Origin of the sequence: Rhizobium beringeri, assembly GCF_004306515.1 — a bacterium.
Taxonomy (GTDB): Bacteria; Pseudomonadota; Alphaproteobacteria; order Rhizobiales; family Rhizobiaceae; genus Rhizobium; species Rhizobium beringeri.
The window spans coordinates 102,802-114,963 of the sequence record NZ_SILG01000007.1; the positions used below are offsets into that span (position 1 = coordinate 102,802).

The 12,162-nt window shown below is 60.5% G+C and carries 10 protein-coding genes and 1 pseudogene; 8 read left to right on the plus strand and 3 right to left on the minus strand.

The window, feature by feature from the left end:
* Entirely contained in the window at positions 1-1,671 is a 1,671-nt protein-coding gene (locus tag ELH03_RS36605; RefSeq protein ID WP_130660480.1) for an arylsulfatase, read from the minus strand.
* Positions 1,672-1,970: 299 nt separating this feature from the next.
* Between ELH03_RS36605 and ELH03_RS36610 the strand changes: the two genes are divergently transcribed.
* The 6 genes from ELH03_RS36610 (at position 1,971) to ELH03_RS36635 (ending at position 6,974) form a co-directional block, all read left to right on the plus strand.
* Complete coding sequence (locus tag ELH03_RS36610) at positions 1,971-3,857, plus strand: sensor histidine kinase (RefSeq protein ID WP_130767602.1); 1,887 nt, start codon at positions 1,971-1,973, stop codon at positions 3,855-3,857.
* Positions 3,854-4,486 carry a response regulator transcription factor gene (locus tag ELH03_RS36615; protein WP_130767603.1) on the plus strand — a complete coding sequence of 211 codons (633 nt, stop codon included), beginning with the start codon at positions 3,854-3,856 and terminating at the stop codon, positions 4,484-4,486. Before ELH03_RS36610 ends, ELH03_RS36615 begins: the two co-directional genes overlap by 4 nt.
* Before the next feature lie 99 nt (positions 4,487-4,585).
* Positions 4,586-4,957, plus strand: a complete 372-nt coding sequence (locus ELH03_RS36620) for a response regulator transcription factor (protein WP_128403742.1) — start codon at positions 4,586-4,588, stop codon at positions 4,955-4,957.
* 256 nt (positions 4,958-5,213) lie between these two features.
* Entirely contained in the window at positions 5,214-5,942 is a 729-nt protein-coding gene (locus ELH03_RS36625) for a phosphatase PAP2 family protein (protein WP_130767604.1), read from the plus strand.
* 58 nt (positions 5,943-6,000) lie between these two features.
* Positions 6,001-6,753 (plus strand): COG4280 domain-containing protein, encoded by a 753-nt coding sequence (locus tag ELH03_RS36630; RefSeq protein ID WP_130767605.1) that lies wholly within the window; start codon positions 6,001-6,003, stop codon positions 6,751-6,753.
* Positions 6,750-6,974, plus strand: coding sequence for a hypothetical protein (locus ELH03_RS36635; RefSeq protein WP_130767606.1), 225 nt, complete (start codon positions 6,750-6,752; stop codon positions 6,972-6,974). Before ELH03_RS36630 ends, ELH03_RS36635 begins: the two co-directional genes overlap by 4 nt.
* A gap of 10 nt (positions 6,975-6,984) precedes the next feature.
* Here ELH03_RS36635 and ELH03_RS36640 read toward each other — a convergent pair whose 3' ends face one another.
* The gene (locus ELH03_RS36640; protein WP_130767607.1) at positions 6,985-8,505 is read right to left on the minus strand and encodes a mechanosensitive ion channel family protein; all 1,521 of its coding nucleotides are present in this window, start codon (positions 8,503-8,505) and stop codon (positions 6,985-6,987) included.
* Between the two features lie 362 nt (positions 8,506-8,867).
* On the opposite strand from ELH03_RS36640, the gene ELH03_RS38430 reads away from it, so the two are divergent.
* Positions 8,868-9,191, plus strand: a complete 324-nt coding sequence (locus ELH03_RS38430; protein ID WP_130767608.1) for a sunset domain-containing protein — start codon at positions 8,868-8,870, stop codon at positions 9,189-9,191.
* A gap of 69 nt (positions 9,192-9,260) precedes the next feature.
* Positions 9,261-9,514 (plus strand): annotated as a pseudogene (locus tag ELH03_RS38435) (ribbon-helix-helix domain-containing protein).
* 79 nt (positions 9,515-9,593) lie between these two features.
* On the opposite strand, the gene ELH03_RS36655 reads toward ELH03_RS38435, so the two are convergent.
* Positions 9,594-12,155 carry a GcvT family protein gene (locus ELH03_RS36655; protein ID WP_130767609.1) on the minus strand — a complete coding sequence of 854 codons (2,562 nt, stop codon included), beginning with the start codon at positions 12,153-12,155 and terminating at the stop codon, positions 9,594-9,596.
* Between the last annotated feature and the right edge of the window lie 7 nt (positions 12,156-12,162).

The following is a 12,162-nucleotide window of genomic DNA, read 5'->3' on the forward strand; positions in this document are numbered from 1 at the left end:
TCAGTTGCCGGTCGGCATAGGAATGCTCACGCCTTCCTTTGCCAAGGATTCTCGGATCCATTGAAAACGGCTGTAATCCGATAGCGTGATGGGACCGTTGTAGGTCAGGCTCTGGGGCTTGCGAGGTGGGTACTCCACGTAGGTGGCCATGATCTTCTTCAATTCTTCGCCCATGACGACGCCCATCCAGGTCCGCTCCGTGAAGTTGTTCATGAAAATGTCGTAGCGTTCCTGCGGGTCCTGCCACAGATCGAATACCTGGGGCACCGTGGCGACATACTTCTCCTCACCCTTCCAGCCGAGGTTGGTGTCGACCGCCAGCCCACCCGTCGTGGCGCCGTTATCCCCGCGGATATTAAACGCGAACTTGTAGTTGTTGACTCGTATCGCACCGGGCGAGAGCTCGTTTTCGGTAAAGTAGAACCATGACTTACGTTCGGATTTACCGGTTCCGAGCAGGATCGGCGACATGTCGTAGCTATCGAAGATGATCGGCTTATCTTCGCGATCCTTGTCGGGCAGCGGAACCGCGCCGACTGCGGCGAATGTCGCCATCAGATCGAGACCGCCGACGATGTCGTGGTTCTTGGCGCGGGGTTTGATCTTTCCCGGCCAGACTGCAATCGCAGGAACACGGTTGCCGCCCTCACGCAGGGTGCCTTTGGTGCCCCGGAACGGGGTGTATCCGGCGTCGGGATAGACGTCCTGCCACGCCCCGTTATCGGTGGTGTAGAAAACCAGCGTGTTGCGGTCCATTCCCGTTTCACGCAATTTGTCCATGATTCGGCCGATGCGGGTGTCGAGCTCCACGATGGAATCCGCATATTTCGACTTTGACATCGACTTATGCTCGAACTCCGGGGCCGGCATGTTCGGTTGATGGACCTTCATGAAGTTCACATTGATGAAGAACGGTTCGTCCGGCGTTTTGGATGCCTCGTCAAGGAAGCCCAATGCAGCCTTTTCGACGTAGCTGTCAAAGAATGGAATGCCGACAACGCCTTCCTTGCCGTCGATTACCGGTGTGTCGACATATTGACCGTTGACCTTGAATTCTTCGGTTACCGCTCCTCCTGCCTTGCCGGACAACGCCCCCTTGGTCACCTTCTGGAACATCTCCCGCAGCTTCGGATCCATGTCCGGAAACCAGGTGGGGTCGGCATAGGTATAGGCATTCAAATGGTAGAGGCCGGCGTACCGCATCTCGTCATAGCCTTGCGCAATTGGCAGGGCGTAATCCGCTTCGCCGAGATGCCATTTGCCGGTGAAGTAGGTGTGATAGCCACCACGTTTCAGCACGGATGCTAGCGTCCATTCGGCCGCGGGCAAGCCACCGCCCTGGCCTTGAAACGCAACTGTCGTCATGCCGCTGCGGTTGGGTATTCGCCCCGTCTGCATGGCCGCACGGCCGGGTGTGCAGCTCGGCTGGGCGTAGAAGGAGAAGAAGGTCATGCCGTCTTCAGCCAGTTTGTCGATGTTCGGGGTCGGCATCCCACGACCTTCACCGCCGCCATAGGGGCCGAGATCGCCATAGCCGGTATCATCCGAAACGATGAACAGGATGTTGGGTTTTCGTTGGGAGTCCTGCGCTTGCAGGGGCGAGGCCGCACACCAGAGAATGGTGGAAGAAGCCAGTGCTCCGATGCAGCGGATAAGGATTCTGCCGTTCATTTCAAATCCCTCCGTTGACGTTCTTGAACGACGGAGCCGCTCGCGGCAAAGGCTGCGATTGCAGGCGTCGATTCAACTAAGACTGCTTTGAAAATGAAGAACCTGCTGGAGCTGCCTCCGGCAGGGTTGCGAAGCCGGCAGCATCTCTGCCCCGGCCCGCTGAAGTTTAGCGAATGCTGCCTTCGCCCGATATTGTACTTTAGGGAATCTCTTCATGCGGTGGCAATCGACAGTAGTAATGCGCAGATGACGCCGCAGCGAGAAGCTGTTATTGTCGCCCGGCTTTGGGGGGAAAGCAGATGGGCTTGGGCGAATGGTCAGGTCGATTGTGCTGCACTGCCTTTTTGTTGGCGGTTGTCGCCATAAGTCTGTCCAGTCGCCATGCCTCAGCCTCTGACACCTCGATTGCCAACCGGGTTCCCCGGGTCCTCGTTCTTTATCCTTATGATGAGAGGATCGCGGCGACGACTGCTGCCGGAGAGGCGCTGCGGAGCCGTTTGCTGGAGGCGACAAACGGCAAGATCGACCTGTTTTCAGAGTTCCTGGATCTCTCGCGGTTTCCGGAAGGCGACCATGTCGCGCGCATGGCACGATATCTCGGCGAGAAATACGCGCCGCGCCGCCCGGACGTGGTCGTCACCCTCGGCAAGGAATCGGCGAGCTTCGTCACCGCGAACCGCGGCATGATCGCGCCTGGCGCAAAGATCGTCGCCGCCGGTTTCGGCACAGCTACCGCCGAGAAGATCAGCTTGCCGGATGACGTGATCGGAGCCTTCACGACATTCGACATTCTGAAGACGGCCGAAATGGCCCGCAGCCTGCAGCCCGATGCCCGCCACCTCTACATTCTCGGCGGTTCGTCCGACTTCGACCGCGGATGGTTGACGACGGCCCGCGCGGCTCTCGAGCAGTTCTCGAAATCCTACGAGACGACCTATCTGGAAGATCTGACGATCGACGAGTTCGTTGAGCGGGCATCCCATGTGCCGTCCGACAGCATCATCCTGGCATTGACGGTCTTCAAGGATCGGGCGGGGCGTAACTTCATTCCGCGCGATGCGATCGGACAGATCGCAGCGACCGCCAGCGCGCCCGTCTACGGACCCTACCAGACCTACATCGACCACGGTGTCGTCGGCGGCAACACCGTCACATTCGAAGCGCTGGGTCGGACCGTCGGCGACCTCGTCATCGATGCGATTGCCGGTAAGCAGGTGTCGGATCTCGAAGCGCCGCAGACCTATGTCGCCGATGCCCGGCAACTCCAGCGCTGGGGGCTCGCCGAAAAGGATCTGCCGCCGGGCACGATCCAGATGCACAAGGAGAGGAGCCTCTGGGAGGAGCACTGGGTCATGGTGGTGGCGGGGGGAGGCCTCGTGCTGGCGCAGGCCAGCATCATCTCGGTGCTCCTGCTGGAGCGGCGGCGCCGTCGCCGCGCCGAGCGCAGCTCGCGTTTGCACCTGCTTGAAGCCGTCCATCTCAATCAGTCCGCGACAGCCGGAGCATTGTCCTCGTCGATCGCTCACGAACTGAACCAGCCCCTATCGGCCATCCGAAACAATGCCGAGGCAGCTTCGGTGCTGCTTCGAAGCGAGAAGCCGGACCACGAACTGATCCAGCAGATCCTTCTCGACATCCAGGAAGACGATCAGCGCGCAGGCGATATCATCAGCCGGATGAGAGGATTGCTCAAGAAGAGAAACGAGATCGATTGGCAGGAGTTCGACCTCAACGATGTCACGTCGAGCGCAATCCATATCATTCACGGCGAGGCGGAACGCCGCGGAATCAAGCTGACATCAACCCAGCTGCCGGGCAAATTGCCGGTGCGTGCCGACAAGGTTCACGTGCAGCAGGTCATCCTCAATCTGGCGACCAACGCGATGGATTCCATGCTGGATGCCCTCCCGGCCGGGAGAACGCTCACCTTTGCAACGGGACTGGCGAACGAGAAGGTGGAGCTGCGGGTCTCAGACACCGGCGACGGCATTCCCGAGGAGAGACTGAATAGCATCTTCGAGCCATTCTACACCACCAAACAAGCGGGTACGGGGCTCGGTCTCTCGATAGCCCGCGCCATTGTCGAGACCTATGGCGGCACCATCCGTGCCGACAATCGACCGGAAGGCGGCGCGGTCTTTCGGGTGGCCTTGCCGCTCGCCCGCAGGCCGGAGCGATTAAGATGAAACCGGTCATCCATATTGTCGATGACGACAAATCCTACCGGACGGCGACCGCAAGGCTGCTTTCCGCACATGGTCTCAAGGTCGAAGCCTATGAATCCGGAGACCAGTTTCTCGCCGGCCTTTCCGCTTGCGAGCCGGGCTGTGTTCTCCTCGACCTCCAGATGCCCGGCCAATCCGGCCTGCAGGTCCAACGCCGGCTGTGCGAGCTGGCGCCGCTACTGCCGGTCGTGTTCCTCACGGGGGAAGGAGACATAAAGGCAAGCGTCGAGGCGATGAAGGCGGGCGCCAAGGATTTTCTGGAGAAGAGTTCGACCGCTGCGGCATTGATGGAGGCGATCGATCGGGCGCTCATCCAATACGAAAGACAGCTGGCCGAACACGACCGCCTTCAGGCCCAGCGCACGCTGGTGGCGGGCCTCAGTCCGCGCGAGGCCGAAGTGTTCCGACTCCTCATTCGCGGCCGTCTCAACAAGCAGATCGCTTATGCTCTCGGCATCTCGGAGCGGACGGTGAAGGTCCATCGCCATCAGGTCATGGAAAAGCTTGGCGTACGCTCGCTGGCCGAGGCTGTGTCGATTGCCGCAAATATCGGCCTCATCGACCAGGATACGGCATCACCGGTGGGGTAATCGGCTCCTTCCCCTAAGGACAATATCAATCGACCCCCAAGCGGCCTAATTTGATCGGCAACCGTTAATCTCTCAAATGTTCGAAAGAGGGGGCATGAGGTGGAGAACCTTCGCCGCACGGTCGCTGTCGTCGATGATGACGCAAGCCTACGGCGCAGCCTCGGGCGGCTGCTCAACGCCTACGGTTTTCTGGCCGAGGAGTATGCATCCGCCGAGGCCTTTCTCGCTCGCGATCCCAAAACGGCGATAGACTGCCTTGTCCTTGATATCGACCTCGGTGGCATGTCCGGCATCGATCTGCAACGCAGACTGAAGGCCGAGGGGACAACCCTTCCGGTGATTTTCATCACGGCATTGGAAACCGCCTTCGTGAAGGCAGAGGCGGAAAAGGTGGGATGCGTTGCTTATCTGCAGAAGCAATTTTCCGGAGCTGCGCTGATTGCGGCCATCAACAAGGCATTGGGATCATGAGCTGATGCGGTGGGAGACCATGCGCTCTCAAAGCGACGGTCGGCGGCGTGTCGGCGGCAGTCCTTTGCCGGACCGCGCGACCGATTCAGGACGATCGCCATCTCGCTAATAGCGTTGATGAACCATAATCGCTGGCCTCGCCAACCGAAAAACTCCTCTCGGCAGCGTCCTTGATTGCAGCAAGGTCTTGAATCCTGGCTTTGCCTTGCCAATCTGGCGAGGATCGACATGATGTAAGGGGAGTTCTGCGGCAGGCATGAGTGAGGTTCAACGACGGGGATTTTTGACACGGCTTACCGCCTATGAGCCGTTGACGCTCATTACGCTGGCATCGATCGCCGGTGGACTGTTCCTGCTCCAGCGACTGACAAGCGAAGTTCTGGAGGGCGAGACATTCCGCTTCGACGAGGCGATCCTGCTGGCGTTGCGACGGCCGGGCGAACTTGGCGTGCCGATCGGTCCCTCCTGGCTGACGCATGCCGTCGACGATATCACCAGCCTTGGCGGTATCACCGTTCTCTCGCTGATGACGGTTCTCGTCACCGTCTATCTTCTGCTCGACCGGCGCTGGCCGATCGCGATCTTCGTCTTTTCCTCGGTACTAACCGGCTGGCTGGCGAGCACGCTGCTGAAGATCCTCGTCGCCCGGCCGCGCCCCGACATCGTGCCGCATCTTGTCGAGGTCAGCGATCTCAGCTTTCCCTCCGGACACGCGATGGTCTCGGCGGTGACCTATCTGACGCTGGGGGCGCTGCTGGCGCGGACACAGCGTTACCGGTCGACGCGGATCTTCGTCATGGCCGCCGGCGTCTTCCTCGCCGTCATCATCGGTTTGAGCCGGATTTATCTCGGCGTCCATTATCCCACAGACGTGTTCGCCGGATGGTGCGCTGGTGCGCTCTGGGCGCTTGGCTGCTGGCTGATCTCGAAGCGGTTCGTTCCGAGCCGCGCGCCAGATGATGTTGCCGAAGCCGAAAAACGGTAAGAAAAGACAGCAGTTCAGCCCGATACGTGATCTCCGCCGGCATAACGGACAAGCGCCCATGACAACTTTGACAACGGTCACCTCGACGGTCACGGCCGCATTTCTCGGCTCCTTCGTCGAGGTCGTTGAAGCCTTCAGCATCATCCTCGCGGTCGGCGTTACGCAGAGCTGGCGTCCGGCCTTCATCGGCACCGGTCTTGCGCTCGCCCTTCTCGCTCTTCTCGTGCTGGCGCTCGGTCCACTGCTCGGCCTCATTCCGATCGAGTTGATGCAGTTCGTCATCGGAACGCTGCTCATTCTCTTCGGCCTGCGCTGGTTGCGCAAGGCGATCCTGCGGGCTTCGGGTTTCATCGCGCTGCACGACGAAGAGAAGGCCTTCGCAGCCGAGACCGACAGCCTGCGGCGTCAATCCGCCGAGCGCCGTGCCAATTTCCTGGCGGGCACCGCGGCCTTCAAGGCGGTGCTGCTCGAGGGGATCGAAGTGGTGTTCATCGTCATCGCTACCGGAGCCGGACACGGCATGATCGGCTATGCCAGCCTTGGAGCCGCCGCGGCCTGCTTGCTGGTGCTGATCATCGGCATCTTCGTGCACAAACCGCTCTCGGCGGTTCCGGAGAACAGCCTCAAATTCGTCGTCGGGCTGCTGCTCAGCGCCTTCGGCATATTCTGGGTCGGCGAGGGCGTCGGCGCCGACTGGCCGGGCGCCGATCTTTCACTTCTGGCGATCCTTGCCGTGCTCGCCGTCTTTTCCTTCGCGGCAGTCCGGATGCTGCGCCACTATTCCAACGCCCATGCCGAGGTGGCCGCATGATGAATATTCTTAAGGTCGCGTTGAAGGAGTTCTTCGGCATGTTTATCGATGACGGCGCGCTGGCGCTGGCGGCGCTGCTGCTGATTGCCGCCGTCGGCGTTCTGGTAAAATTCGCCGATGTGGACGCGCTGCTCGGCGCTGCTCTGCTTCTCCTCGGCTGTGTGCTGATCCTCGCGGAGAGCGTGGCGCGTGCGGCGCGGCAGAAATTTCGGCGGAAATAGCCTCAGACCGCTATTGCGGCACCTTGAACAGATGGCGGATGCGCGTCACCAGCGAGCTCATCGAGCCACCGTGCAACGTGGCGCCTTCGGCCGCGAAGGAATGCTGGCCGGTCTCGATGCGGTGTAAGAGAGTGGCGGCAAGCTCTTCGGCGATGCCGGGCCGGTCATGCAGCAGCGGCGTCAGGCTTGCCTGGGCGATCTCGTAGACGACGACAAAGGTCAGCGCCCGCAGGCTCGCGGCCTCGCCGACGCCAATCAGCAGCCCGCTTTCGCCGAAATAATCGCCGGGCGCCAGCCGGCCGAGTTCGATTTCCGTATGGCCTTCCTGGCGCTTGGCGACGAGGGCGCCGCTGCGCACGATCATCAGCGATGCGACCGTATCGCCCTGCTCGATGAGAATGGAATCCTTCTTGTAGGTCCGCCGCGTCATCGAGACTGCGAGCGTTTCCTTCTCGTCCTCGGTCAGCGAGGAAAACAACGGGATGGCGTCGAGAAGCTTGAGCGGCGTCGGCCGGTGCGGCTTTATCACCTCTTCCGACTGCAACTGGTCGGGCGGTGGGCCGGCGGCGTCGAGCGGTCGTGCCAAGGTGAGGCCTGCGGCCTTGATATGGCGATAGATGAGATCGAATATCTCGTTCTTGGCCGGTCCCGTCTGGCCGATATCCCTGACGCGGAACGAGAGTTCCAGCTCCACTGCATCTGATGTCAGCGATTTGATCTGCACGCCGGGTTTCGGCTCAGTCAGGATCGAGTCGCTGCTCAAAAGCACGGCGCGCATGACCTCGATGATTGCCGACGGCCCGATCGTCGGCACGACGCGGACCGTCAGCGTCGCGCCGTGACTGCGGTCGGGACTGCTAAGATTGGTCAGCCCGACCTTGGCCAGAAAGCTGTTGGGCAGGACGACGAGGTCGTTCGAGCCGTTTAACAGATGGGTGGAGCGCCAGTTGGTTTCGACGACCCGGCCTTCAACGCCGTCATTCAGTACGATCCAGTCGCCGATCGCATAGGGCCGGCCGAGGTTGAGCGCGATGCCGGAAAAGACGTCGCTCAGAGTGCTCTGCATCGCCAGGCCGAGGATGATGGCAAGGACGCCTGACGTGGCGATCAGCGTGCCGACGGGAAAGCTGAAGACATAGGCGACCACCGAGAGGATCGCGCCGAGATAAATCAGGCCGATGACCAAATCCTGAACGAGGCGACCTTCGCGCGGTTGCCGCTCGAAGATCAGGAAGACGCGAACGAAGGCGATCAGCGCCCAGGCGGCATTGATCCACCAGACCACCTTGGCAAGGGCGATGAAGACGCGTTCGAAGGTCGAAGCCGGCGTCGGCCCGACTTCGTAGGGCACGATGTCGTGATAGAGCAGCAGGACGGTCAGCGCCGCGAAGAAGAACACCTGGCCGGCGAGCTTCCAGCTCGGGAAGGGCCGAAGCGCTATGCGCGTGACGATCGCACCGACCACGGCCAACGTTCCGGCCTGGACGACAGGATCGGCAAGCGCTCCGGACCATGTGACATTATCAAGCATCGACTGTCCACTCGCCAGAGCATGATGCCGAAAAGGGTGAGCGGTTTTCGGACGACATCATGCCTCACTATCGAATTCTAAAGCGCGTCATGATCTATCAGATTCGCTTACTGACAAAACGCCGGGGTATGCGGCGGGTGTGTGACATCCCTATAACTTTGGGACCGATTTCGTAAGATGTAACATCTGTGATGATCCATGTGTCCATTAAGGAGCTTAAGCTTAGAGCGGCACCGCCTGCCTCTTGACTGGCTGCTCAAGCAATCCAAGCCGGTGCATTTTTAACGATCGGCGCAGAGAGGGATTAACCAGCGATTCAACCAAGGCTTGCGATGGCGCGTAGGATTCGCATCTGATGACGAATGCCGACCCACCGCTCATTCTCGCCGAGATATACAACCAAGAAACAGGCCCGCCCACGGCTTACGATGGAGGCATTCTATCTCGCAATCATCGGAGCAGGGGTCCTCGGATACTTCGGCGTCGAAGTTGGAGATATGTTTTCCACCTTTGCCGTTGGCTGCAATATCAAAGGTAATGTGAGCATCAGCAGCCGTGAGCGCATCTATCACGTGCCAGGCCAAGAGTACTACGACGAGACTAGGATTTCTCCTCAGTACGGGGAGAGGTGGTTTTGCTCGGAGGCTGAAGCCCGCGCTGCAGGCTGGCGTCGCGCAACAAGATAAGCGTCGGCGAAATTGTGCCGAAATTCTCTTAGCAGAGTGTCAGGCGGTAGTAATTCCAACTGTAAGCGTATGGATGTGAGTTATCGCCAATGTGGAAAAGTCAGCGTCTCGATGACGCCCCAACATGCCGACTTGCTGCGAACCGCTTGTCGGAAGCGGTGCCGACGCCAGCGCCAGCGAAGTCATCCGCGAAGCGATGCGCGACTGGTCCGCCAAATGGCAGCGAAGGCAAGACGAGTGGAACTGCCTCGCCAGTCGATTTCGACGAGGCGCTTGAAGAGGCACGGCAGGAACTGAAGGCTACCCGCGGACATGGCGGTTAAGCTTCTCTGGACGCCGAAGGCGCGAAGCCAACCGGATGATGGCGCCCCGTGGTTGCGGCGCCATCATCCGGTTGAGTGCTTAAGTGCGCGGCTTCAGATTTTCTGGGTCATAGATCGGCTTGTACCCAACGCCGACAACCTCCACCGGATAACTCTCGGCAAAATACTCGACATTCAGCCTACGTCCGACCTGGCAATGCGACCAGGGTAGATAGGCCAAGGCAATGTTCTTTCCGACCGTTGGGCCGTAGGCGACCGAGGTCGTGTAGGACCGGCGGCCAAGCTCGTCGACCAGAACGTCTCCCGTGGCGGGATCGACAACCGGCATGTTGCCGACGGGATAACGTTTAACGCCCGATTTATCGGTATTCTCGGTCATCACAAGCGTGCAGAGCATCGCCGGCTGGTGCTCGCGTGCCTTGTATTTCAGATGTTTGGCCTTGCCGCGGAAATCGGCTTCCTTGACCTTCGGACGAGCGAGATCGGCTTCGATCAGGTTGTACTGGGTCAGGAGGTCGGCGTTTTGCAGGCGCAGGCTCTTTTCCATGCGGCGCGAGTTCGCATAGGTCTCGACGCCGAAAGCCATCACGCCGGTCGAGCGCAGCGCATCCCAGACCGCGAGGCCGTCTTCGTACTTCATGTGCAGTTCCCAGCCCTGCTCGCCGACATAGGAGATGCGGAAGGCGGTGACGGGCTTGCCTGCGATTTCGATCGGCTTGATCGCCGCAAAGGCGAAGTTTTCCTGGTCGAGCCCGGCCGGATCGGCCACAGCCTTCTTCAGCGTGTCGCGCGCGTTCGGACCCCAGATGCCGATCGTCACGAATTTTTCCGAGACGTCTGAGATGATCACGTCAAGGCCGCGGTCTTCGGCGACGCGCTTCATATAGTGCAGGTCGCGCGGGCCGGCATCGGCGCCGTTGACGAGACGGCACCGGTCGGCCATGCGGAAGACGGTGAAGTCAGCGCGCACCATGCCTTCGTCGTCGAGGAAGTGGGTGTAAACGCCCTTGCCGATGTTTGCATCGCCGCCGATCTTGGCGGCGCAAAGCCATTCCATCAGTTCGACATGGTCAGGTCCCTCGATATCGACCATGTGGAAGTGGCTGAGATTGACGATGCCGCAATCCTCGCTCATCGCCAGATGCTCGGCATTCGACACGCGCCAGAAATGGCGGCTGTCCCATTCGTTCTCGCGAACCGGGACGCGGTCGGCGTATTTCTCCAGAAGGTGCTCATTGGCGGCGTAGCCGTGCGCACGCTCCCAACCGCCAAGTTCCATGAAGTAGCCGCCAAGCTCCTTTTCGCGCTCGTAGAAGGGCGAGCGCTTGGCGTTGCGGCCGGATGCATAGGGTTCGCGGGTGTGAACAGCCGGGAAATAGATCTTCTGGGCGGCTTCGTAGCAGCGGCCCTCGATGAACTCTTCCGTCAACTGATGCGGATAGAAGCGCGCGTAGTCGATGCTGTTGTGATCGATTTCAGTACGGCCATCGGTCATCCAGTCGGCGATCAGCTTGCCGTAGCCCGGGCCGTCCTTGACCCAGATGGCAACGCAATACCAGAGGCCGCGCACCTTCTGGCTCTCGCCGCAGGAGGCGCCGCCCCCAGCCGATACTTGCAGCAGGCCGTTGAAGGAGTGACCTTCGTTATAGCCGAGTTCGCCGAGGATCGGCGTCAGCTCCATGGCGCGCTCGAGCGGCTCGATGATCTGTTCCATCTCGAGGTCACGCTGCGAGGGCGAAAGGCGCGCTTCGTGTTTTTCGAGAATATCGCGCGGATGGCACATGCGCGGATTGGTGGCTTCGTAGTAGCCCCATTCGATCTGACCGCCCTCCGTCGTCGCCGGGTCGCCGGTATCGCGCATATAGGCGGAGTTGCCCTGATCGCGCAGCAGCGGGAAGCCAATTTCCTTGCCGGTACCTTCAAACTCGTTATACGGACCGAAGAAGGTGAGGGGGTGGTCGACCGGCATGACCGGCAGGTCTTCGCCGACCATCTCCGCGATCAGGCGCCCCCAGAGGCCGGCACAGACGATGACGTGGTCGGCCATGATGGTGCCGCGATGGGTGACGACGCCCTTGATGCGACCGCCTTCGACGATCAGCGACTTCGCCGGCGTGTTGCCGAACACCTGCAGCTTGCCAGCCTTTTCGGCGGCATCGACCAGCTTGCCGGCAACGGTCTGCGAGCGCGGAATGACCAGGCCGGCATCCGGATCGAAAAGGCCGCCCATCACCTGATCTTCTTCGATCAGCGGGAACTTCTCCTTGATCTCGGAAGGGCTGACATAGTGAGCGCGTGTGCCGAAAGCGCGGGCCGAGGATAGCTTGCGCTTGATTTCCTCCATCCAGGCATCGTCGCCGATGCGCGCCACTTCGAGGCCGCCGATGCGGGCGTAATGGCCCATCTTCTCGTAGAAATCGATCGAATATTGCGTGGTCCAGACCGACAGATAGTCGTGGCTCGTGGTGTAACAGAAGTCCGAGGCATGGGCTGTCGAGCCGATATCGGTCGGTATGCCCGACTTATCGATGCCGACAATATCGTCCCATCCCCGCTCGACGAGATGATGCGCGATGGAGGCGCCGACGATACCGCCGAGCCCGATGATGACGACCTTTGCCTTTTCCGGAAATGCTGCCACGTGCTGT

Coding starts and splice junctions, on each gene's coding strand:
- ELH03_RS38430 (WP_130767608.1), top strand. CDS start 8,868: ATGCCGACCCACCGCTCATTCTCGCCGAGATATACAACCAAGAAACAG.
- ELH03_RS36615 (WP_130767603.1), top strand. CDS start 3,854: ATGAAACCGGTCATCCATATTGTCGATGACGACAAATCCTACCGGACG.
- ELH03_RS36635 (WP_130767606.1), top strand. CDS start 6,750: ATGATGAATATTCTTAAGGTCGCGTTGAAGGAGTTCTTCGGCATGTTT.
- ELH03_RS36625 (WP_130767604.1), top strand. CDS start 5,214: ATGAGTGAGGTTCAACGACGGGGATTTTTGACACGGCTTACCGCCTAT.
- ELH03_RS36610 (WP_130767602.1), top strand. CDS start 1,971: ATGGGCTTGGGCGAATGGTCAGGTCGATTGTGCTGCACTGCCTTTTTG.
- ELH03_RS36640 (WP_130767607.1), bottom strand. CDS start 8,505: ATGCTTGATAATGTCACATGGTCCGGAGCGCTTGCCGATCCTGTCGTC.
- ELH03_RS36630 (WP_130767605.1), top strand. CDS start 6,001: ATGACAACTTTGACAACGGTCACCTCGACGGTCACGGCCGCATTTCTC.
- ELH03_RS36605 (WP_130660480.1), bottom strand. CDS start 1,671: ATGAACGGCAGAATCCTTATCCGCTGCATCGGAGCACTGGCTTCTTCC.